This window comes from Burkholderia sp. WP42, assembly GCF_000745665.1.
GTDB lineage: Bacteria > Pseudomonadota > Gammaproteobacteria > Burkholderiales > Burkholderiaceae > Burkholderia > Burkholderia vietnamiensis.
Map to the genome: position 1 here is coordinate 51104 of NZ_JQJT01000006.1, position 22681 is coordinate 73784.

General features: G+C 70.4%; 19 protein-coding genes. 10 read left to right on the forward strand and 9 right to left on the reverse strand.

Annotation, left to right across the window (positions count from 1 at the left end; all coding sequences use genetic code 11):
* Positions 1-60: 60 nt before the first annotated feature.
* Positions 61-1152, reverse strand: a complete 1092-nt coding sequence (gene apbC / locus EX20_RS02460; protein ID WP_034192601.1) for an iron-sulfur cluster carrier protein ApbC — start codon at positions 1150-1152, stop codon at positions 61-63.
* Positions 1153-1504: 352 nt separating this feature from the next.
* On the opposite strand from apbC, the gene EX20_RS02465 reads away from it, so the two are divergent.
* Positions 1505-2146 carry a YiaD family glycine zipper/OmpA-like lipoprotein gene (locus EX20_RS02465; protein ID WP_011885709.1) on the forward strand — a complete coding sequence of 214 codons (642 nt, stop codon included), beginning with the start codon at positions 1505-1507 and terminating at the stop codon, positions 2144-2146.
* Positions 2147-2521: 375 nt separating this feature from the next.
* On the forward strand, positions 2522-4687 hold the full coding sequence (gene metG, locus EX20_RS02470) for a methionine--tRNA ligase (RefSeq protein WP_034192602.1): 2166 nt from the start codon (positions 2522-2524) through the stop codon (positions 4685-4687).
* A 97-nt stretch (positions 4688-4784) separates the two neighbouring features.
* Here the strand turns inward: metG and EX20_RS02475 are convergent, their stop codons facing one another.
* Together EX20_RS02475 and EX20_RS02480 are read right to left on the reverse strand one after the other, a co-directional pair.
* Positions 4785-8840, reverse strand: a complete 4056-nt coding sequence (locus EX20_RS02475; protein WP_034192603.1) for a translocation/assembly module TamB domain-containing protein — start codon at positions 8838-8840, stop codon at positions 4785-4787.
* Positions 8841-8868: 28 nt separating this feature from the next.
* Complete coding sequence (locus tag EX20_RS02480) at positions 8869-10698, reverse strand: autotransporter assembly complex protein TamA (RefSeq protein WP_034192604.1); 1830 nt, start codon at positions 10696-10698, stop codon at positions 8869-8871.
* A gap of 242 nt (positions 10699-10940) precedes the next feature.
* Here EX20_RS02480 and EX20_RS02485 point away from each other — a divergent pair, with 242 nt between their 5' ends.
* The 4 genes from EX20_RS02485 to panD all read left to right on the forward strand — a co-directional run bounded on the left by EX20_RS02485 (position 10941) and on the right by panD (position 13520).
* Positions 10941-11129, forward strand: coding sequence for a DUF3460 family protein (locus EX20_RS02485; protein WP_011885713.1), 189 nt, complete (start codon positions 10941-10943; stop codon positions 11127-11129).
* A gap of 4 nt (positions 11130-11133) precedes the next feature.
* Positions 11134-12006, forward strand: a complete 873-nt coding sequence (locus tag EX20_RS02490; protein ID WP_011885714.1) for a segregation and condensation protein A — start codon at positions 11134-11136, stop codon at positions 12004-12006.
* Between the two features lie 251 nt (positions 12007-12257).
* The gene (panC, locus tag EX20_RS02495; protein WP_011885715.1) at positions 12258-13097 is read left to right on the forward strand and encodes a pantoate--beta-alanine ligase; all 840 of its coding nucleotides are present in this window, start codon (positions 12258-12260) and stop codon (positions 13095-13097) included.
* A 36-nt stretch (positions 13098-13133) separates the two neighbouring features.
* The gene (panD, locus tag EX20_RS02500; RefSeq protein WP_011885716.1) at positions 13134-13520 is read left to right on the forward strand and encodes an aspartate 1-decarboxylase; all 387 of its coding nucleotides are present in this window, start codon (positions 13134-13136) and stop codon (positions 13518-13520) included.
* Positions 13521-13712: 192 nt separating this feature from the next.
* On the opposite strand, the gene EX20_RS02505 is transcribed toward panD, so the two are convergent.
* The 3 genes from EX20_RS02505 to EX20_RS02515 all read right to left on the reverse strand — a co-directional run bounded on the left by EX20_RS02505 (position 13713) and on the right by EX20_RS02515 (position 16701).
* Positions 13713-14372, reverse strand: a complete 660-nt coding sequence (locus EX20_RS02505) for a ParA family protein (protein ID WP_011885717.1) — start codon at positions 14370-14372, stop codon at positions 13713-13715.
* A gap of 146 nt (positions 14373-14518) precedes the next feature.
* Positions 14519-14929, reverse strand: coding sequence for a DoxX family protein (locus tag EX20_RS02510; RefSeq protein ID WP_034192605.1), 411 nt, complete (start codon positions 14927-14929; stop codon positions 14519-14521).
* A gap of 272 nt (positions 14930-15201) precedes the next feature.
* Positions 15202-16701 (reverse strand): cobyric acid synthase, encoded by a 1500-nt coding sequence (locus EX20_RS02515; protein ID WP_034192606.1) that lies wholly within the window; start codon positions 16699-16701, stop codon positions 15202-15204.
* 94 nt (positions 16702-16795) lie between these two features.
* On the opposite strand from EX20_RS02515, the gene cobU reads away from it, so the two are divergent.
* Genes cobU through EX20_RS02535 form a run of 4 tightly spaced genes read left to right on the forward strand, consistent with a single transcriptional unit; the run spans position 16796 to position 20214 of the window.
* Entirely contained in the window at positions 16796-17356 is a 561-nt protein-coding gene (cobU, locus tag EX20_RS02520) for a bifunctional adenosylcobinamide kinase/adenosylcobinamide-phosphate guanylyltransferase (RefSeq protein ID WP_011885720.1), read from the forward strand.
* Positions 17350-18294, forward strand: a complete 945-nt coding sequence (cbiB, locus tag EX20_RS02525) for an adenosylcobinamide-phosphate synthase CbiB (protein ID WP_014723468.1) — start codon at positions 17350-17352, stop codon at positions 18292-18294. Before cobU ends, cbiB begins: the two co-directional genes overlap by 7 nt.
* Positions 18287-19306 carry a threonine-phosphate decarboxylase CobD gene (gene cobD, locus EX20_RS02530; RefSeq protein WP_034192607.1) on the forward strand — a complete coding sequence of 340 codons (1020 nt, stop codon included), beginning with the start codon at positions 18287-18289 and terminating at the stop codon, positions 19304-19306. Before cbiB ends, cobD begins: the two co-directional genes overlap by 8 nt.
* The gene (locus EX20_RS02535) at positions 19303-20214 is read left to right on the forward strand and encodes a cobalamin-binding protein (RefSeq protein WP_034192707.1); all 912 of its coding nucleotides are present in this window, start codon (positions 19303-19305) and stop codon (positions 20212-20214) included. Before cobD ends, EX20_RS02535 begins: the two co-directional genes overlap by 4 nt.
* Before the next feature lie 45 nt (positions 20215-20259).
* On the opposite strand, the gene cobC is transcribed toward EX20_RS02535, so the two are convergent.
* The 3 genes from cobC to cobT are packed head-to-tail and all read right to left on the reverse strand — an operon-like array spanning position 20260 to position 22650.
* On the reverse strand, positions 20260-20844 hold the full coding sequence (cobC, locus tag EX20_RS02540; protein ID WP_034192608.1) for an alpha-ribazole phosphatase: 585 nt from the start codon (positions 20842-20844) through the stop codon (positions 20260-20262).
* Complete coding sequence (locus EX20_RS02545; RefSeq protein WP_034192609.1) at positions 20829-21602, reverse strand: adenosylcobinamide-GDP ribazoletransferase; 774 nt, start codon at positions 21600-21602, stop codon at positions 20829-20831. Before EX20_RS02545 ends, cobC begins: the two co-directional genes overlap by 16 nt.
* A complete protein-coding gene (gene cobT / locus EX20_RS02550; protein WP_034192610.1) occupies positions 21595-22650 on the reverse strand; it encodes a nicotinate-nucleotide--dimethylbenzimidazole phosphoribosyltransferase in 1056 nt (351 codons plus the stop codon). The genes EX20_RS02545 and cobT overlap by 8 nt, the downstream gene beginning before the upstream one ends.
* Between the last annotated feature and the right edge of the window lie 31 nt (positions 22651-22681).

The window sequence follows — 22681 nt, forward strand, 5'->3', positions numbered from 1 at the left end:
CGCCATGATACCGCGCCTCGCGGCGCCGTAAACAGCGTGCAGGCCCGCCCCGCAAGGGCTTTAAGTATTCTGAACAACGATCGACGGGAACTTCGACGTCATGTCGCGCGCCCGTTCCGCGATCGCCAGCGCGACGCCGCGCGCGATGTCGCGATAGCGCCGCGCCAGCGCGCCGTCCGGGTCGGCCACGACCGTCGGCGTGCCGCTGTCGGCGCGCTCGCGGATCGCGATGTCGAGCGGCAGGCTGCCGAGCACGTCGACGTCGTAGTCCTTCGCCATCCGCTCGGCGCCGCCCGCGCCGAAGATGTGCTCCTCGTGCCCGCAGTTCGAGCAGACGTGGATGCTCATGTTCTCGACGATGCCGAGGATCGGAATGCCGACCTTCTCGAACATCTTCAGCCCCTTCTTCGCGTCGAGCAGCGCGATGTCCTGCGGCGTCGTCACGATCACCGCGCCCGTCACCGGCACGCGCTGCGCGAGCGTGAGCTGGATGTCGCCGGTGCCCGGCGGCATGTCGACGATCAGGTAGTCGAGCTCGCGCCAGTTGGTCTGCCGCAGCAGCTGCTCGAGCGCCGACGTCGCCATCGGGCCGCGCCACACCATCGGATTGTCCTCGTCGATCAGAAAGCCGATCGAGTTCGCCTGCAGCCCGTGGCCGACCAGCGGGTTCATCGACTGGTTGTCCGGCGACTCGGGGCGCTGGCCGTGGATGCCGAGCATCGTCGGCAGCGACGGGCCGTAGATGTCGGCGTCGAGAATGCCGACCGACGCGCCTTCGGCGGCGAGCGCGAGCGCCAGGTTCACGGCCGTCGTGCTCTTGCCGACGCCGCCCTTGCCCGACGCGACCGCGACGATGTTCTTCACGTTCGGCAGCAGCTTCACGCCGCGCTGCACCGTGTGCGCGACGATCTCCTGCGACACGGCGACACGTGCGTCACGCACGCCCGGCACGGCCTGGAGGGCCGCCGCGACGCGCGCGCGCACGTCATCGTGCTGGCTGCGCGCCGGATAGCCGAGCACCACGTCGACCGCCACGACGTCGCCATCGATCGCGACGTTGCGCACGCCCTTGTTGGCCGCATACGGACGGCCGGTGTTGGGGTCGACGACAGCCGCCAGCGCGGCGTCGACTTGTGCCCGGTCAATGCTCATCGAAACTCCGTGAAATCGTTTTTCCACGCGCAATCGTCAAAAAAGATCAAATTACGCAGCAAAAATCAGGAAAAGTGAAAGAATCTGTTGCACGCCATTGCGCGAATGCGCACGACGGCGCAATCTTCGCGTGCGGTATGCTATGGGGCCAAATCGGCCGCGAACCGCCTATATTGTAGAGGCTGATGCGTCGCCCTGTACGAACAGCCCCGCTGGCGAACAGGGCATGCAGCCGCCTTCGCGGCAACCGTCTACACGGGCCTGCCCGCCGTTTTCCGGGCGTCCGTGCAACGGAGCCGCACCTGATGTTTGTCGTCGTTGTCGACTCGTTCAACCAACAGAGGAATCCAAGATGAACATGAAAATCGCGACTCGCCTGTCCGTCTTCGCACTCGCCGGCGCACTGCTCGCCGGCTGCGCCACGCAGCAAGGCAACAACACGGCCGTCGGCACCGGCACGGGCGCGGCGCTGGGCGCGGGCATCGGCGCGCTGGCCGGCGGCGGCAAGGGCGCGGCGATCGGCGCGGGCGTCGGCGCGCTGGTCGGCGGCGTGACGGGTTACAACTGGCAGGCGATCAAGAACAAGCTCGCGCCGTCGGCAGCGAAGACGGGCACGCAGGTGACCGAGCAGCCGGACGGCTCGCTGAAGCTGAACGTGCCGAGCTCGGTGACGTTCGCCACCAACCAGTACGCGATCACGCCGGCATTCACGCCGCTGCTGAACGATCTGGCGACGACGCTGAACCAGAACCCGCAAGTGACGGCCTCGATCGTCGGCTACACGGACAGCACGGGCTCGGCACAGCTGAACCAGACGCTGTCGCAGAACCGCGCGCAGAGCGTCGTCAATGCGCTCGTGCAGCGCGGCGTCGCCGGCGGCCGCCTGTCGGCACAGGGCATGGGCGCGTCGAACCCGATCGCGGACAACGCGACCGAAGCCGGCCGCGCGCAGAACCGCCGCGTCGAAATCTACCTGCGCGCAGCGCAGCAGTAAGCGGCACGACGACCGGAGACGAGGCCGCGCATTCGGCGCGCGGCCGCGTGCCACAAGGCTTGCCGCGGGCTCCGTAACAAATCGAAAAAAATTTCGAACTTCTGTCGCGACCCGCGGTCTGTCTTTACGGTACGCGGCTGGCGCAGCCGGCGCGTCACCATTCTCCTCTTGTCGTTGTTGCTCCGGGGCCGTATCCGCCCCGGTTTTTTTTGCCCGGAATTTTCGTGCTGCGATGCAACATCGCAGTGCCGGGCACGGCACTTCATGGGCGCCGCACGCCGCGCCCGCCCTCGCACCGCCCCGGCCCGACTGGGCGACCCGCGCCCCTGCTAGAATCGCAGTTTCCGTCGTTTAGCCGTTCCTTCTACAGACCCTATGTCCGCAACCGACCTCGCTTCCGTGCAGGCCGCGGCGCCGCAAGGCAGCCGCCAGATCCTCGTTACGTCCGCCCTTCCCTATGCCAACGGCCAGATCCACATCGGCCATCTGGTCGAGTACATCCAGACCGACATCTGGGTGCGGACGCTGCGAATGCACGGGCACGAGGTCTACTACATCGGCGCCGACGATACGCACGGCACGCCGATCATGCTGCGCGCCGAGATGGAAGGCCTCACGCCGAAGCAGCTGATCGACCGCGTGTGGGCCGAGCACAAGCGCGACTTCGACAGCTTCGGCGTGTCGTTCGACAATTTCTATTCGACCGATTCGGACGAAAACCGCGTGCTCAGCGAGAAGATCTACGTCGCGCTGAAGGAAAACGGCCTGATCGCCGAGCGCGAGATCGAGCAGGCGTACGACCCGGTCAAGGAAATGTTCCTGCCGGACCGCTTCATCAAGGGCGAATGCCCGAAGTGCCACGCGAAGGACCAGTACGGCGACAGCTGCGAAGTGTGCGGCTCGACCTACCTGCCCACCGAGCTGCTGAATCCGTACTCGGTCGTGTCCGGCGCGACGCCGGTGCGCAAGACGTCGACGCACCACTTCTTCCGCCTGTCCGACCCGCGCTGCGAGTCGTTCCTGCGCGACTGGGTCAGCGGCCTCGCGCAGCCCGAAGCGACCAACAAGATGCGCGAATGGCTCGGCGACGCCGGCGAAGCGAAGCTCGCCGACTGGGACATCTCGCGCGACGCGCCCTACTTCGGCTTCGAAATCCCCGGCGCGCCCGGCAAGTATTTCTACGTGTGGCTCGACGCGCCGGTCGGCTACTACGCGAGCTTCAAGAACCTGTGCGAGCGCAAGGGCATCGACTTCGACGCGTGGGTCCGCCCGGGCGCGACGGCCGAGCAGTATCACTTCATCGGCAAGGACATCCTGTATTTCCACACGCTGTTCTGGCCGGCGATGCTCGAATTTTCGGGCCACCGCACGCCGACCAACGTGTTCGCGCACGGCTTCCTGACCGTCGACGGCGCGAAGATGTCGAAGTCGCGCGGCACGTTCATCACCGCGCAGAGCTACATCGACACGGGCCTGAACCCCGAGTGGCTGCGCTACTACTTCGCCGCGAAGCTGAACGCGACGATGGAAGACATCGACCTGAACCTCGACGACTTCCAGGCGCGCGTGAACAGCGATCTGGTCGGCAAGTACGTGAACATCGCGAGCCGCGCGGCCGGCTTCCTGATCAAGCGCTTCGACGGCCGCGTGCAGGACAGCGCGATGAATCATCCGCTCGTCGCGAAGCTGCGCAGCGCGATCGACTCGATCGCCGCGCACTACGAAGCCCGCGAATACAGCCGCGCGCTGCGCCAGACGATGGAGCTCGCCGACGAAGTCAACGCGTACGTCGACGGCGCGAAGCCGTGGGAACTCGCGAAGGATCCGGCCAACGCGGTCGCGCTGCACGAGACCTGCAGCGTGAGCCTCGAGGCGTTCCGCCTGCTGTCGCTCGCGCTGAAGCCGGTGATGCCGCGCGTCGCGCAGGCCGTCGAGGCGTTCTTCGGGATCGCGCCGCTCGCATGGGCCGATGCCGCGAAGCCGCTGTCGTCCGCGCAGCCGATCAACGCGTACCAGCATCTGATGACGCGCGTCGACGCGAAGCAGATCGACGCGCTGCTCGCCGCGAACCGCGGTTCGCTGCAGGCCGACGGCGCTGCTGCGGCGGCCGCTTCGGGCGCGACCGGCGCCGCCGCCGCGAAGGACGCGAAGCCGGCCAAGGCGAACGCGAAGGCCGCCGCCGCGAACGCCGCGAACGACGGCCCGATCTCGATCGACGACTTCGCGAAGATCGATCTGCGCATCGCGAAGATCGTCGCGTGCCAGGCCGTCGAAGGCTCGGACAAGCTGCTGCAGCTCACGCTCGACGTCGGCGAGGAAAAGACCCGCAACGTGTTCTCGGGCATCAAGTCGGCGTATCAGCCCGAGCAGCTCGTCGGCAAGCTGACGGTGATGGTCGCGAACCTCGCGCCGCGCAAGATGAAGTTCGGGCTGTCCGAAGGGATGGTGCTCGCCGCGTCGGCCGCCGACGAGAAGGCCGAGCCGGGCCTCTACATCCTCGAGCCGCACAGCGGCGCGAAGCCCGGCATGCGCGTGAAGTAAGCGGCCCGCCGCACCCGCCACAACGAAAAAGCCCCGCACGATGACGTGCGGGGCTTTTTTCATGGTCGCGCCACGGGCCGTGCGTGCGTGGGCTCGGTCAGCGCTGGCTGAACCAGCGGTCGAAGCGCCGCGTGTAGTTCAGATCGACGCCCTGGAACGTGCCGCCGTACGCGGACACCGACCAGAAGCGCGTCAGGTTGATGGTCGCCTTGAACGCGTTGCTGGCCGACTGCAAGCCCTGCTCGAAGCCGAGCACGAAGCGCTCGTTGATCGCCTTCGACACCTGGATCACCTGCGGATCGGTCAGGCCGACGTCGCTGCGGCCGATCGAGAATTCGTCGAGGCCGAAGGTCTGCGCGACCCGCTTGCCCGTCACGCTGCCGAGCAGCGCGAGCGCGGCCGTCATCGTGCCCTGCTGGCCGACGTTGTTGCCCTGGTCGGTGCCATGCCCGAACAGCAGCCACGACAGCTTCTCGTTGTCGGTGACGTTCGGCTCCGACACCAGTTTGACCGTCAGCGACTGGATCGTGCCGGTCACCTGCACGCCGGCCTCGACCTCCTGATTGCGCCGCATCGCGAGGATGTTCACGCCGGGGTTCGACACGGGGCCGTTGAACGTGAAGAAGCCGTTCTCGATCGCGAGCTTGCGGCCGAACGACGTATAGGTCGAACCTTCGGTCACGCGCACGTTGCCGACCGCGCGCAGCGGTACGCCCGGCGCGCTCATCACCGTGATCGTGCCGCGCAGGCCGAGATCCGCGCCGTGCCCCTTGAAGCGGAAATCGTTGCCGAGGCCGATGTCGATGTTCGCGCGCGGCGCGAGCGACGGCGCGGGCTTGTTCTCGACCTTCTGCGGCTTGGCCGCCGCGGTACCCGTCTGCACGTCGCCGCGCACCGTGCCCTCGGGGCCGACGATCACGACGTCGTCGGACAGGTGCGGCGCCGATTGCTCGGGCAGGTCGAACAGCGCGTGATCGACGACGAACTTGCCGTCGATCGACAGCGCGCCGCGCGGCCCGTCGTTCGCGACGGTCGCCTTGCCCGACAGCGACAGCTTGCGGTCCGGCGCGGCGAACAGCTCGAGCTTGTCCGCGACGATGCTCGCGGTCAGGTCGGGCGCCTCGCCGTCGAGCCGCACGCGGCCGATCGCGCGCAGCGTGCCGTCGCCGCCGTGGAACTCGACCTGCTGGAATTCGACGAGGTTCTCCGCCAGCTTGACGCGCACGATGCCGTCCTTCAGCTGCACGCCCTGATCGACCAGCGTCGCGGACAGCTCGTCGCCCGTCAGCATCCCGGACACGCTCGGCTTGACCGGCGTGCCGGCGATCGTCAGCTTCAGCGCCGCGCGCCCGCCGAGCAGGTAGCTCGGCCCGAACAGGTTGCCGGTCGCCCGCAGCGACGGGATGTCGGCGTCGATGCGGCCGGCCAGCGGGCCGTCGTCGACGACGCCGAACACGCCGTCGCGCAGCGCCACCGGCACCGTGACGTTCGCGTCGAGCGTGCCGACCCGGTTCGCCTTCGCGAGCGCCACGACGTTGAGGCGGTTGCCCGGCACGAAGTTCGCGCGCGCCGACAGATCGGTCAGCCCGAGCGATGCGATGCCGCGCCCCGTCTCGATCGTCACGTCGCCGCCGCGCCGCTTCACCTGCAGGTAGCCGGTCGAGTTCGCGCCGAGCGAGAAGTCCCAGTCGGCGTCGAGCACGACGTCGGTTCGCACCGGCGAGCGCTGCCCCGTCAGCGCCTGGCGGATCTCGAGGAAGCGCGCGACCGACGCGCCGCGCACGGCGCCGGCCGAGCGCATCTGGCCGTGATCGAACACGAACGACTTCAGGTCGATCGCGGCGCCTTCGAGCGTGAGCTGCGTGGCGCCGAGCGTCACCCGGCCGGCGCCGGCCGACACGGCGAGCGGCGCCTGCAGCGCGAGCGTCGGCGTGCCGCGGTTCGCGAGGCGCGTGACGGTGCCGTCCCAGCGCATCCCGTCGCGATTCTCGACCACGCCGCCGTTGGCCGCGACCGTCAGGTCGATCATGCGGCCGCCGGCCGCGCCCGTCGCCGATGCCTCCAGCGTGTGCTTCGCGCGCGTGCCGTTCAGGTTCGCGCGCAGCGACTTCAGCTGCAGCGAGCCGAGCGCGACGTCGGTCGCGTCGGCGGTGAACACCAGCGTGCCGTTCGCGCCGTCGCGGATGTCCGCGTGCCCATCGGCGGCGCCGATCCGGTTCGAGCCGATCACCAAGTGCTGCACCTTGTAGGCGGCCGTCACGTTCGGATGCGCGAAGCTGCCGGTCAGGTCGCCCTGCGCCTGCACGAGCCCCTGCAAGCCGAAGCCGAGCCGCTCGAGCGCCGGCGCATCGACGACGAAGCGCAGCCGGTCGCCCGGCGCGCCGAAGCTGCCGTGCAGGTCGACGTGGTTGCCGGCGATCGACAGGTTCGCGTTGCTCGGCAGGATGCGCGTCCCGGCGAGCTGCACGACACCGGCGCCGGTCAGCGGCACGCCGTCGTACAGGCTGTCGCCGAGCTTGAAGGTCGCCTTGGTCGACAACTGCGGCGCCAAGACGCCCGATGCGGTCAGCGTGCCCGACACGCGCGTTTCGCCGCGCCTGGGCCGCGCCGTCGCCGGCGCTTTCGGCTGCTTGCCGCCGCCTGCGGCCGGCGCCTGCAGCGCCGCGAGCAGCAGCGGATCGAACGCGGTCAGCGTCGCCTTCGCGTCGTAGCTCGCATGCGCGTCGTGGCGGAACACGCCGGTCAGGTCGATGCGGCCCTTGCCGGCCGTCACGCGCGCGTCGGACAGCACCGTCTGCTGCGACGTCAGCGCGACCTTCGCGCGCGCGCCCAGTGCGAGCTTCGGATCGTTCAGGTCGAAGTCGACGGTCGTCACGCCGCCGGCCAGCGTCACGCCGAGCGGGCCGCCGAGACGCATCGGCCGCAACTGGGCGACGAACGCGTTGAGGTCGAGATTCGCGGCCTTCAGATCGAAGCGGCCCTTGCCGCCCGTCAGCGTGCCGCCGCCCGTCACGCTGCCGTCGCGGATCAGCTTCAGCGCGAGGCCGTCGACGCGCTGCGCATGCGCGTCGAGCTTCACGGTCGCATGCGCGTCGACGACCGGCAGCAGGTGCTCGCCGAGCGTGCCCGGCTTCGCGTTGACGATCGACACCGGTCCCGTCACGGCGAAGCCCTTCGCGGCCGCGGCGCCCGGCGCGGCGGTGACCGGCGCGAGCTCGGCGCGCAGCGCGAGGTCGGCGGCCGGCGCGCCGGGCGCAAACGCCTGCGGATTCACGTGATCGAACGCCAGCGACGCGCGCGTGAGCGGCACCGCGCCGAACGCCGCGGCCTCGACGTGCGCGCGGCCGTTCAGCTTCATCCCGCTCGCGGACACGTCGGCGACGAGCGCTTCGAGCGAACCCGACACGTTCGCGCTCGCGTTGACCGGTTCGTCCGACAGCTTGCCGGCGTACGTCGCGGTGCCCGTCAGCGCGAACGGCTTCACGCCGTCGAGCTTGGCGCGCGCGGTCAGCGCGCCGTACGGCGTGTCGATGCCGTCGAGCGCGAGCTCGTGGTGACGGCCGTCGCTGCGGCCGTTCAGCGCGAGATGGTCGAGCTGGGTCGTCGATGCGCCTTCGTGGATCGCCAGATGATCGACGCGCAGGTCGTCGATGCGCAGCTGCAGCGGCACGCGCAGGTCCTGCGGCGTCGTGGACGGCTTCGACGGTCCCGGCACGATCCGCACGTCGACGGTGCCCGCGCGCAGATACGCGATCGACAGCCGCCACGGCGCGCGCGTCAGCGCCCAGCGGCCGTCGAGCCGGTCGATCCGCACTTCGGTGCCCGCGCCGGCCGGGCTGGTCCATGCGAAGTCGCGCAGCCGCACGCCGGTCGCGAGCGACCCGCCCTCGAGCGTGCCGGCGAGGCGCCCGCCCAGCACGCGCACCGCGCTCTGCCACGCGAGCCGCGTGCCCCGCTCGGTGGTCGCCGCGGCCAGCACGAGCGCGACCGCCAGCACGACCAGCAACACGAGCGTCGCGAGCGTCCACGCGACGACGCGCCACGCGCGGACGCGCCGCCGCGCACGCGGCGGCGGGTCGGGCTCACCGTGGGGCGCCCCCTCGGGCGAGTCCGGATCGTGAGGCGGCGGCGTGTCGTTCGGGTCCTTCGTCATGCGGTTCGTCGTGGATCGGGCTGCGAGGTCAGAAAGCGATGCCGAGCGTCAGGTACGGGCGCACGCTGCGGTTGCGCAGCCCGTATGCGACGTCGACGTTGATCGGGCCGACGGGGCTGCGCCAGCGCGCGCCGATGCCGACGCCCGGATAGAACACGCGCTCGCCCCACGCATCGGTCGCGGTGCCGATGTCGAAGAACGTCGCGGCGCCCCAGTCGTGGTTGAACCAGTGCTGGTATTCGGCGGTGCCGGTCATGAGGTACTTGGTCGGCAGCACGGAGCCGTCGACGTTGTTGCCGATGCTCTGATAGCCGTAGCCGCGCACCGAGTTCGAGCCGCCCGCGCGGAACAGCAGCGACGCCGGCACGCCGGCCGAGCTGCCGCTGGTGAACACGCCGCCGAGCTCGGCGCGGAACACGAACAGGTCGCGCCTGCCGATCGGCAGGTATTGCTGGCCGCGCGCGTAGCCGCGGATGAAGGTCTGGTCGGTCAGCACGCCCTTGATCGCGAAGCCGGCTTCCGCGTGGATCAGGTTGCCCGAACGCGGGAACAGCGGATCGTCGACGTTGCGGCGCGTCCACGACCACTGCGGCACCAGCGCGCGGCTCGTGGTCGGGCCGGCGCTGTTCTGGTCGAGCCGGTCCTGGTAGTACATCAGCGAGTACGCGTAGTCGATGAACTGGCCGGAGCGCGTGCGCTGCGCGCCGACCCGCGCGCTGTAGATCCGCGTGCCCGACACGTTGGTGTTCGTGTACGACGCGAGCACGCTGTTGGTCCATCCTTTCTGGCCGGGCGGCATCGACAGCTGGACCTGCCCGTACTGCTGGATCTGGTCGAGCCGGCCCGACACGGTGAGCGGCCACGCGGCGCCGAACGTGTCGAGGTACGTGTACGACCCCTGCACGTGCGGGCCCGTGTCCGTCGCGTAGCCGACGCCGCCGCGGATGCTGTTGTACGGAAACTCGCTGACCTTCACGTGTACGGGCGTGCGTTCGGGCTTCGACGTGTCGTCGCCGACGTCGATCGCGACGCTCGCGTAGTACGGCGTGTTCTGCAGCTGCCGCTGCAGCTCGGCGATGCGCTGCGCGTCGTAGATCTCGCCTTCCGACAGCGGATTGACGTTCGTGACGATCTTTTCCGGATAGCGGCGCACGCCGTCGACATCGAGCTTGCCGATCGTGAAGGTCGGGCCGCTGTCGAACGTGACGGCCAGCGTCGCGCGCTGCGTGCGCGGATCGACGCGCGCCTCGGACGACACGATCTTCGCGCCGAGGTAGCGGCGCGACTGCAACTGCTTGAGCGCCGCGTTCTTCGCGCCGTCCCAGTCGGACTGCGTGAACGGGTCGCCCGGTTTCAGCGAGAACGCGAAGCGCGTCGCGGCCTCCTGCTTCGGGTCTTCGGCGTCGACCGGGCCCTTGAACGTCAGGTCGACCGCCGAGACGACGGTCTGCGGCCCCGGGTCGACGGCGACGCGCACGTCGCGCTTGCCGTCGCGGCTGCGCACGTCGGTGCGCACGACCGGCGAGAAATAGCCGGCCGTCGCGGTCAGGTCGCGCACCTGCTGCGGCGTGGCCGTCACGAGGAAGTCGAATTGATCGTCGCTGATGTCGTCGCGCTTCGCGAAGCGCGCGATGTCGAGGTGCGCGCCGAGCAGCTTGCGGATCGCGCGCGGCGCGTCGATGTCGACGTCGTATTTGGCATAGGCGGGCAGCGCGAAGAATGCGGCGACGCAGCCCGCGACGGCGGCCCGCGCCGCGGCGGCGGCGCCGCGGCGCGAGCGCCGGCGCGAATCGCGGGCCGAACGTGCGGCCGCGTCGTGCGCCGTATCTGCGTGGTGGTGGTTCGCCGGACCCGCCAAATATGACCTCGCCCTCGGTTGTCGTGATTTCGTGGAAAACCCTGTATTTGACCACACGGCCGCGGCCGCGCCCGCAGCGGCGCCGCTTTGATGCTTGCACGCAACGCCGGCGGCCGGCAGCGCGGCCAGCGCGGCCAGCGCGTTCGACGTGCGATTGACACCGGCTGTTCCCCGCTATGCGGTAAAATCCCGCCATCGCGAATCCGGCGCATCGTGCGCCGCCAGAAACGGAAAGCCAAGCCATGCCGTACCAGTCCGACGTCACGCAGTTCCTGAACCAGCTCAAGCAACAGAAGCCGACGCTCGAGGAAGAGCAACGCAAGGGTCGTGCCCTGCTGTGGGACAAGCAGCCGATCGACCTCGACGAGCGCGCCGAGCAGCAGGAATCGCGCGTGAAGCAAACGTCCTACGTCTACTACCAGAACTTCTGACGACGTGAGCGCCGCCGACGAGGCCAGCGCCGCCCGCAAGGACGACGCGATCGCCGCGCCCGCGGGCGCCGATTCGACGCCCGACACCGTCGACGGTGTCGCGGCGTTCGCACGTCTGTACGGCGAGCCGCTCTTCAAGCTGCCGCAGGATCTGTACATACCGCCCGATGCGCTCGAGGTGTTCCTCGAGACCTTCGAAGGCCCGCTGGACCTGTTGCTGTACCTGATCCGCAAGCAGAACTTCAATGTGCTCGACATCCCGATGGCGCAGGTCACCGCGCAATACCTCGGTTATGTCGACCAGATCCGCACGTCGAATCTCGAGCTGGCAGCCGAATATCTGCTGATGGCCGCGATGCTGATCGAGATCAAGTCGCGGATGCTGCTGCCGGTCAAGAAGGCCGACACCGGCGAGGAAGCCGAGGATCCGCGCGCGGAGCTGGTGCGCCGGCTGCTCGAATACGAGCAGATGAAGCTCGCCGCGCAGCGCCTCGATCAACTGCCGCAGCTCGGCCGCGACTTCCTGCGCGCCGAGGTCTATATCGAGCAGAGCATCACGCCGCGCTTTCCCGACGTGAACTCGGACGACCTGCGCGCCGCGTGGGCCGACGTGCTCAAGCGCGCGAAGCTCGTCCAGCATCACAAGATCTCGCGCGAGGAGCTGTCGGTGCGCGAGCACATGAGCCTGATCCTGCGCCGGCTGCAGAATGCGCGCTTCATGGAGTTCGCCGAGCTGTTCGACACGTCGCGCGGCGTGCCGGTGGTCGTCGTGAACTTCATCGCGATGCTCGAGCTCGCGCGCGAATCGCTCGTCGAGATCACGCAGCCCGAACCGTTCGCGCCGATCTACGTGCGCCTCGCCTACCTGCCCGCCTGATTCCGGCACGGTCGCAGCGCCCGCCTCCCCTGCAATGCAGCATCGAGCGCGCTCACACCCGCGCCGCCCCGCCGCGCCATGCCCGGATAAAAAGTGAACGACCGTTCTCTTTGCGGTGCGTGCGGCGGCCAAATCCTCTACAATCCGCCGACGCCCGATGCGCCGCCCGCGCACCGGCGTGCTCCGCTTCGACCCCGACGCCGCTGCTGCGGCGCCAACGCGCGCATGCGCGAGGAACCCGCTACCCGATCATGAAAGTCATCAGCTCGATCCAGGAACTGCGCGACCAGCTGCGCGGCCAGAACCGCACGGCGTTCGTGCCGACGATGGGCAACCTGCACGAAGGTCACCTGTCGCTGATGCGCCTCGCGCGCCAGCACGGCGACCCGGTCGTGGCGAGCATCTTCGTCAACCGGCTGCAGTTCGGCCCGAACGAGGATTTCGACAAATATCCGCGCACGCTGCAGGACGATATCGAGAAGCTGCAGAACGAAAACGTCTACGTGCTGTTCGCGCCGACCGAGCGCGACATGTATCCCGAGCCGCAGGAGTATCGCGTGCTGCCGCCCGACGACCTCGGCGGCATCCTCGAAGGCGAGTTCCGGCCCGGCTTCTTCGCCGGCGTATGCACGGTCGTGACGAAGCTGATGTCGTGCGTGCAGCCGCGCGTGGCCGTGTTCGGCAAGAAGGACTACCAGCAGCTGATGATCGTGCGCCGCATGTGCCAGCAGCTGGCGCTGCCGGTCGAGATCATCGCGGCCGAGACCGTGCGCGACGAAGACGGCCTCGCGCTGTCGTCGCGCAACCGCTACCTGACGGCCGACGAACGCACCGAGGCGCCCGAGCTCGTGAAAACGCTGCAGCGCGTGCGCGAAAGCGTGCTGGGCGGCGAGCGCGACCTCGGCAAGCTCGAGCAGCACGCCCGCGCGCATCTGGCCGAACGCGGCTGGGCGCCCGACTACATCGCGATCCGCCGCCGCGCGAACCTGATCGCGCCGAGCGCCGCCGAGCTCGAGGCGGGCGAGCCGCTCGTCGTGCTCGCGGCCGCGAAACTCGGCGCGACGCGCCTCATCGACAACCTGGAAATCTGACCGGCCGCGCCGCCTGTCACGCATCACGGAGATACCATGCAGCGCCATATGCTCAAATCGAAGATCCACCGTGCGGCCGTCACGCACTGCGAGCTGCACTACGAAGGCTCGTGCGCGATCGACGAAGACCTGCTCGAAGCGGCGGGCCTGATCGAAAACGAACGGATCGACATCTGGAACATCAACAACGGCGAGCGCTTCTCGACCTACGCGATCAAGGGCGAGCGCGGCAGCGGGATGATTTCGCTGAACGGCTCGGCCGCGCGTCGCGCGCAACTCGGCGACCTCGTGATCATCGCGGCGTTCGCGATGGTCGATGAAGCCGAGCTGCAGGCCGGCTGGAAGCCCAAGCTCGTGTTCATCGACGAAGGCAACAAGATCAAGGGCCACCGCGATCACGTCCCGACACAGAGCTGGACCTGATGCGCACGGCCGCCGGCACGTCGCAGCGGCTTGCCCGAGGCGGCCGCTGCGCCGCCGAGGCACGAAGGGCCTGATCGGGCACGCTGCCGGATCAGGCCCTTCGTCATTCGGCCGAGCTTCGCTGAGCGTCACTGAACGAGCCGGCAGGCGGGTGACGCCCGCCTGCCGCCGACGCGGCAGCGGCCAGTCGACTCACGACGCGCGGGCGGCCTTCTCCGCTTTCGGCGCGCGGCGCTCGGCCCATTCGACGATCGGCCGCCACTGTTCGAGATCCTTCTCGACGCGGCTCCTGGCGACGTCCCACAGCGTCAGGCCGTGCGCGGCGATCTGCACGTAGTTCTGCGTGTCGCGCACGTAGCCGAGCACCGGCAGCCCGAGCCCTTCGACGAAACGGTGCAGCTGGTCGGACGAGCGCGTGCGCGCGTCGACCCGCATCCCGACGATCCCGACCTCGACGCTGCCCTTGCGCACGGCCTTCTCGCCGGCGAGGCGCTCCAGAAACTGCTGGGTCGCGAGAATATCAAACATGGAAGGCTGCAGCGGCACGATCACCTTGTCGGCCAGCCGCAGCGCGACGTCGAGCCGGTTGCCGTGCAGCCCGGCCGGCGTGTCGATGACCGCATATTCGAGGCCGCGCGGCGGCTTCGAAGGCGCGTCGGGGTCGAGATTCCACGCCTCGATCTGCGGCAGCCCGGCCGGCCGCAGATCGAGCCACGCATGCGCCGACTGCTGCCGGTCGAGATCGGCGAGCGCGACCCACGCGCCCTGCGCCGCGAAATAGCCGGCAAGATTGGTGGACAGCGTGCTCTTGCCGACGCCGCCCTTCGGATTCGCCACCACGATGACCGTCATGAATTCCCCCGAAAAAGCCGCGCGGCGCCCACCGTCCGGCAGGCGCCGCTCGATTGCGGATACAGGGAGCGATGATATCGGCAAACGGGGCATCACCGAAACCGGTGGAGCCGACGCGGGCGGCGCGCGGTTACGCGGTTACGCGGTTACGCGGTTACGCGGTTACGCGCTGCGCCGAGCGCGAACGCGCCGCCGCCGAGCAGCGCCTGGACGGCCAGCGTGACGGCCCAGAACGCCGGATATTCCCAACCGCCGTGCGGCGACGCGAAACTCCAGCCGTTCGGCAAATGCGCGCACACCGCGCCGAGCATGAACGGCAGCAGCACGAGCGCGGCAGTCCGTACGCGCAGGCCCGCGAGCAGCGCGAGGCCGCCGGCCAGCTCGACGGCCGTCGTCAGATACGCGAGCCAGCCGGGCAGGCCGATCGACGCGAAGAACTGCGCGGTGCCGGGCAGCGTGAAGACGAACACCTTCTGTGCGACGTGCGCGAGATACAGCACGCCGAGCGCGACACGCAGCAGCGTCGCGCCGAGATCTTGCAGACGGGTGGGGTTCATGGCGGATTCCTTCGTGAGTGGATGACGATGGATCGCACTCTATTCGAAGCTATTTCGCCGATAAATGCGCGATATGGCTTTGAATGATTCTCGGCAGGAACGAATTGACCCGCAAAAAGGGGCATGAGTGGGCCGTGGGCCGGTTATGCCTTCTGCCGCGCGACGCCGTCATCGCCGCCGCTGTCGCATCGTGCGGCGCCGCCGCACCGAACTCCCGCGCGGCCCAGCCGAACGCGGACGCACGCACCATGCGGCGCCCGCCCTCGGCCCCGTCAGCGAAATTCCGCGTACAGCGCGCGCAGGTCGAGGTGCTCGGCGAACGAATCGGCGAGCCGCTCGATCGACGCCTCGCGCAGCGCCGGGTAATCGATGCGCTCCACCCCGTCGAGCCCCGCCCATGCGAGCAGCGCCGCGCACGCAGCGGGCGTGTCGAACAGGCCGTGCACGTAGGTGGCGAGGAGCTGGCCGTCGGCGGACAGCGCGCCGTCGGCGCGGCTGCCGCCCGCTGCATCGTCCGCCGCCAGTTGCAGCGCCGGCGCCGCGAGCGCGGGGCCGCGCGTGTCGCCCATGTGGATCTCGTAGCCGCGCACGGCGGGCACGCCGGGCAGCGCCAGTTGGCCGGTCACGTTCTTCAGCGTCTTGTGCGGCAGCAGCGTCGTGTCGAAATCGAACAACCCGAGGCCCGGCACGCTGCCCGGCGCGCCTTCCAGGCCGAGCGGATCGTCGAGCGTGCGGCCGAGCATCTGCATGCCGCCGCAGATGCCGATCACCTTGCCGCCATAGCGCAGATGCCGGCGGATCACCATGTCCCAGCCCGCGTCGCGCAGCCATTGGAGATCGCGCTGCACGCTCTTCGAGCCGGGCAGGATCAGCAGATCGGCGGCCGGCACCGGGCCGCTCTTCCAGTACGTGAATTCGACCTGCGGATGCGCGCGCAGCGGATCGAAATCCGTATGGTTGCTGATGCGCGGCAGCGCCGGCACCACCACCCGCAGCACGCCCGCGCCGGCGCGCGTGGCGGCGCTGCGCGCCTGCCGCGGCAGCATGTCCTCGGCGTCGAGCAGCAGCCCGTGCAGGTACGGCAGCACGCCGAACACCGGCTTGCCCGTCTGCGCGCGCAGCCAGTCGAGCCCCGGCTCGAGCAGTCCGATGTCGCCGCGAAAGCGGTTGATCACGAAGCCGCGCACGCGCGCACGCTCGCTGTCCGACAGGCATGCGAGCGTGCCGACCAGATGCGCGAACACGCCGCCGCGGTCGATGTCGGCCACCAGCACCACCGGGCAATCGACGCGTTCGGCGAACCCCATGTTGGCGATGTCGCCGTCGCGCAGGTTGATCTCGGCCGGGCTGCCGGCGCCTTCGACGATCACCGTGTCGTAGCCGTCGCGCAGGCGCGCATACGACTCGAGCACCGCGTCGAACGCGACCGGCTTGTAGTCGTGATACGCGCGCGCATCGAGGTTCATCCGCGCGGCGCCGTGGATGATCACCTGCGCGCCGCGATCGCTGGTCGGCTTCAGCAGCACCGGGTTGAAGTCGGTATGGGGCGCCACGCCGGCCGCGAGCGCCTGCAGCGCCTGCGCGCGGCCGATCTCGCCGCCGTCGGCCGTCACCGCGCTGTTCAGCGCCATGTTCTGCGGCTTGAATGGCGCGACGCGCGCGCCCGCGCGCCGCGCGAGACGGCACAGGCCCGCGACCAGCGTGCTCTTGCCCGCGTCGGAGGTCGTGCCCTGGATCATCAACGTGCCGCGCGGCGGTTCGGGTGCGTTCATCGTGGGAATCGTGGGGATCGGGAAGAAAAATCGTGGCGACACAAAGCGGGCATTATCGCCCGCGTCGTGCTGCGCGCGCCGTTACAATCACGCGATGATTCCGCACGACCTCACCTTCGTCCTCGGCGGCGCGCGTTCGGGCAAGAGCGCGCACGCCGAGCGTCTCGCCGCCGACAGCGGCCGCCCCGTCACCTATGTCGCGACCGCGACGCCAAGCGCCGACGACGCCGAATTCGAACGCCGCATCGCCCATCACCGCGCGCGCCGGCCGGCCGACTGGGGCTTCGCCGCCGCGCCGGTCGATCTCGCCGGCACGCTCGCGCGGCTCGACGATCCGCACGCATGCGTGCTCGTCGACTGCCTGACGCTGTGGCTCACCAATCTGCTGTGCCCGCTCGACGGCGAGCCGCTCGACGACGCGCAGTACACGGCGGAGGTCGAGCGGCTCGAGCGCGCCTTGTGCGAGACGCGCGCGAAGGTGATCGTCGTCAGCAACGAAATCGGGCTCGGCGTCGTGCCGCTCGGCTCGGTCACCCGCCGCTACGTCGACGAACTCGGGCGGCTCAATCAGCGCATCGCCGCGCTCGCCACGCGCGTGACGCTGCTGGTCGCCGGGCTGCCGCTGACGATCAAGGCCGGAGCGCCGTCATGCTGATGCTGTCGCTGCCGGTCGTCGCCGTGCTCGCGGTCGCCGCCGCCTTGGTCGATCGGCTGATCGGCGAACCGGCCGGCTGGCATCCGCTCGTGGCGTTCGGCCGGCTCGCCGCGCGCATCGAGGCCGCGCTGAACACGGGCCGGCGCGGCCGCATCGTCGGCGTCGCCGCGTGGGGCGCGGCCGTGCTGCCGCCGGTGGCCGTCGCCGCGTGGCTCGCGAGCGTGCTGCCGTGGCCGCTCGCGGCCGCGCTGCACGTCGCGCTGCTGTGGTTCGCGCTCGGCGCGAAGAGCCTCGGCGAGCACGTCGCGCCGATCGCCGCCGCGTTGCTGCGGCACGATCTCGCCGCCGCGCGCGCGCTGACCGCTCGCATCGTCTCGCGCGACACGAGCGACGCCGACGAAGGCGCGCTGTCGCGCGCGGCCGTCGAATCGGCGCTGGAGAACGGCAACGACGCGATCTTCGGCGCGCTGTTCTGGTTCATCGTCGCGGGCGGCCCCGGCGCGCTGCTGTTCCGGCTCGCGAACACGCTCGACGCGATGTGGGGCTATCGCACGCCGCGCTTCCTGACCTTCGGCTGGGCCGCCGCGCGCATCGACGATGCGCTGAACTGGATTCCCGCACGACTGACGGCGGCGAGCTATGCGCTGCTCGGCGACACGGCCGCCGCATGGCGCTGCTGGCGCACGCAGGCGCGCCACTGGGACAGCCCCAACGCGGGGCCCGTGATGGCTGCCGGCGCCGGCAGCCTGAACGTGCGGCTCGGCGGCCCGGCCGTCTATCACGGCGCGCTCGAGGAGCGCCCGACGCTCGGCACCGGCGCGCCGGCGTCGGCCATCCACGTCGCGGCCGCGCTGTCGCTCGTCACGCGTACGCTCGCCCTGTGGCTCGCGCTGCTGGTCGCGAGCGGCGCGCTCATCCTCGCTACCCATCATGTCTGACGCACGTATCACGCACGGCGGCAACCTGCACGAAGCCGCGCGTCGCCATCGCATTCCGTACGACGGGTGGCTCGATCTGTCGACCGGCATCAATCCGGTCGGCTATCCGGTGCCGCCGGTGCCCGCCGACGCATGGCGCCGCCTGCCCGACGACGGCGACGCGCTCGCCGCGCGCGCGGCCGCTTACTATCACGCGCCCGACGCCGCGCACGTGCTGCCGGTCGCCGGCAGCCAGGCGGCGATCCGCGCGCTGCCCGCGCTGTTGCCGCCCGGCGACGCCGCCGTCGCGGCGCTCGCCTACGGCGAATATGCGCCAGCGTTCTCGCGTCACGGCCATCGCGTCGTCGCGCTCGACATCGAGGCCGACCGCCTGCCCGCGACGCTGCTGCACACGATCGTCGGGAACCCGAACAATCCGACCGCCGACGCGGTGCCGGTCGAGCGACTGCTGGGCTGGCATGCGCAGCTGTCGGCGCGCGGCGGCACGCTGATCGTCGACGAGGCGTTCGCCGATACGGGCGCGACGCCGTCGCTCGCCGCGCACGTCGATCGCCCCGGCCTCGTCGTGCTGCGCTCGGTCGGCAAGTTCTTCGGGCTCGCCGGGATCCGCGCGGGCTTCGTGCTCGCGCAGCCGGAACGGATCGCCGCGCTCGGCGACATGCTCGGCGCGTGGACCGTCAGCGGCCCCGCCCGTCACGCGGTCACGGCCGCCTTCGCCGATCGCGCCTGGCAGGCCGCCGCGCGCGCGCGGCTCACGGCCGACGGCGAACGACTCGCCGCGCTGCTGCGCGCACACGGCTTCGCGGTGCGCGCGACGCCGCTGTTCAGCTGGACCGACGATCCGCGCGCGGCCGCCTTGCACGAGGCGCTGGCCGCGCAAGGCATCTGGACCCGGTACTTTGCCGCGCATCCGAGCGTGCGCGTCGGCCTGCCGGGCAACGACGCGCAATGGCAGCGCCTCGCGCATGCGCTCGCGCAGTGCGTGCCGACGCTGCACCGGGTGTCCGCGTGAACGCCGCCGTGTGGCGCGTCCCAGTCGCGCTCGCGGCGATCGTTGCGTTCGCACCGATCGCGCGCGCCGACGTCACGGCCCGCGACGACGCCGGCAATACCGTCACGCTGCCGGCGCCCGCGCAACGCGTGATCAGCCTCGCGCCGCACGCGACCGAACTGATCTACGCGGCCGGCGGCGGCGCGAAGCTGGTCGGCACCGTGACGTACAGCGACTATCCGCCCGCCGCGCGCGCGGTGCCGCGCGTCGGCGACAACAAGGCGCTCGACCTCGAACGGATCGCCGCGCTCAAACCCGACCTGATCGTCGTCTGGCGGCACGGCAACGCCGAGCGGCAGACCGATGCGCTGCGTGCGTTGCACATTCCGCTGTTCTTCAGCGAGCCGAAGCATCTCGACGACGTCGCGACGTCGCTGCGCCGGCTCGGCACGCTGCTGGGCACCAACGCTGCCGCCGATGCGGCCGCGGCCGCGTACTCACGCGACATCGCGGCGCTGCGCGCACGCTACGCGGCGCGCCCGGCCGTCACGATGTTCTTTCAGGTATGGGACCGGCCGCTGACCACGCTCAACGGCGCGCACTTGTTCAACGACGTCATTGCGCTGTGCGGCGGCCGCAACGTGTTCGCCGCGCTCGAGCCGCTCGCGCCGACCGTCACCGACGAGGCCGTGCTCGCCGCGAATCCGGAAGCGATCGTGACGACGAGCGCCGGCGCGACGCGCTCGGACGCGCCGCTGCCGAGCCTCGCGCGCTGGCGTGCCTGGCCCGCGCTGACGGCCGTTGCACGCAACAACCTGTTCGCGATCGACGGCGATCTGCTGACGCGGCCGTCGCCGCGGATCGCGCAGGGCGCGGCCGCGCTGTGCGCGGATCTCGACGCGGCGCGCGCACGGCGGCCCGCGCATTGAGGGCGGCGCGCGATCGCCCGCCGGTCCAAGATCGGCACGCGGCGTCTACGCGTCCCAGTGGACGATCTCCCACGCACGGGCCGCATCGATCATCCGCAGCCACACGACCCCGCCCGTCGGCACCGGTCGCGCGAGCAGCGTGTCGAGCGGCACGCGCAACGCGTACGCGGCGAACGCGCGAATCACGCCCGCGTGCGTGAGCGCCCATTGCGCGGCGCCCGCCTGCTCGACAGCAGCAGCCACCTGCGCGACGCGCGCGGCGAACTGCGCGACGCTCTCGCCGCCGTGCGCGCATGCATGCAGCAGATCGGCCGCCCACGCATCGAGCGCGGCGCGGTCGATGTCGTCCCAACGCTGCAGCTCCCACGCGCCGAAGTCCATCTCCTGCCAGCGCGGATCAGCTCGTAACGGCGCGTCGAATACGTGTGCGAGCCGTTCGGCGACCGACGCGCAGCGCGCGAGCGGGCTCGTCCAGATCTGCTCCGGCAACGGCGCGTCCAGCGCCGCGAGACGCGCACGCACCGCCTGCGCACCGGCGTCCGCCGATTCCGCGAGCGGCACGTCGCTGCGCCCGTAGCAGACACCGCGCTCGACGCCGACGGCCGGATGGCGAATCAGGACGACGTCCATCCGAGCACCACGAGATAGATCGCCAGTTCGTTCAGCTGCTGCGCGAAGCCGAGGCAGTCGCCCGTATAACCGCCGATCCGCTTCACGAAGTAGCGCGCGGCCCACGCGCGCACGAGCGCCAGCGCGATGAACGCCGCGACGCCCGCGCGCCAGTCCGGCCAGAACAGCCACGGCAGCCCGAACACCGCGGCGGCGGCGGCCGCGCGCGCGCTCATGCGTTGCGCGACGGGCTTCGCCTTGCCTTCCGGGCGGACGTAGTCGAGCGACATCAGCAGGCTCACCGCCGCCGCGCGGCTGGCCGCATGCGCGGCGATCATCGTCCATGCCGCGCGCAGCGGCGGCATGGCGGCCAGCGCCTGCCATTTCAGGCCGAGCGCGATCACGAGCGCCGCCGCGCCGAACGTGCCGATCCGCGAATCGTGCATGATCCGCAGCACGTCGTCGCGCGTGTAGCCGCCGCCGAACGCATCACAGCTGTCGGCCAGCCCGTCCTCGTGGAACGCGCCGGTCGCGAGCAAGGTCGCGGCCATCGACAGCCCGACCGCGATCGCCGCGGGCAGCACGCGCAGCGCGGCCAGATAGACCAGCGCGCCCCATGCGCCGACGCATGCGCCGACCAGCGGGAAGTAGCGCGCCGCCTGATCGAGATCGCCGGCCGCGTAGCCGATCGCGCGCGGCACCGGCACGCGCGTGAAATAGCCGAGCGCGACGAAGAAGTAGCGCAGTTCCGCGCGCATGCCGCGTGCGCGCTCACGCATCACGATCGTCGACGCCTGCGGATTCGAAGCTCGCCATCTCGGTCAGGAACGCGGCGGCCGCGCGCACCAGCGGCAGCGCGAGCGCGGCGCCCGTGCCCTCGCCGAGCCGCAGGTCGAGCGCGAGCAGCGGCTTCGCGCCGAAATGCTCGAGCATGCGCCGATGCCCGGCTTCGTGCGACGCGTGCGAGAACACGCAGTAGTCGCGCACGCCGGGCGCGATGCGTTCCGCGACGAGCAACGCGGACGTCGCGATGAACCCGTCGACGAGAATCGTCATCCGCTCGCTCGCGGCGGCCAGATACGCGCCGGTCATCATCGCGATTTCGAAGCCGCCGAACGTGGCGAGCACGTCGAGCGGCGCGATCGCATGCGTATGCCGCGCGAGCGCGCGGCCGAGCACCGCGCGCTTGTGGGCGAGCCCCTGGTCGTCGAGGCCGGTGCCGCGCCCGACGCACGCGTCGATCGGCACGTCGAGCAGGCGGCTCATCAGGCACGCGGCCGACGACGTGTTCGCGATCCCCATCTCGCCGAAGCCGATCACGTTCGTGCCGAGCGCTGCGTGCTGGCGGACCCGCGTGGCACCGGCGGCGAGCGCCGCGTTCGCTTCGTCGAGCGTCATCGCGGGCTCGAGCGCGAAGTTGCGCGTGCCGCGCGCGATCGGCAGCGACACGAGCCGCTCCGACGCCGGCAGCGGCGACGCGACGCCGGCGTCGACGATCTCCAGCACGCTCTGCGCGACGCCCGCGAACGCGTTGATCGCGGCGCCGCCGGCCAGGAAGTTCGCGACCATCTGCGCGGTGACCGATTGCGGATACGGGCTCACGCCCTCGGCCGCGATCCCGTGGTCGGCGGCGAAGACGATCGTCACCGGACGCTGCACCTGCGGCCGCTCGGTGCGCTGGATCAGCGCGAGCTGCAACGCGAGCGCCTCGAGCTGGCCGAGACTGCCGGGCGGCTTGGTCTTGTGATCGATCACATGCTGCAGGCGCTCGCGCAGCGTAGCGTCGAGCGGCGCGAGCGCGGGCGGGAAGTCGGTCGGGTTCGTCATCGGGAAAGTGCCTCGTTGGCGCGGCCGGTGC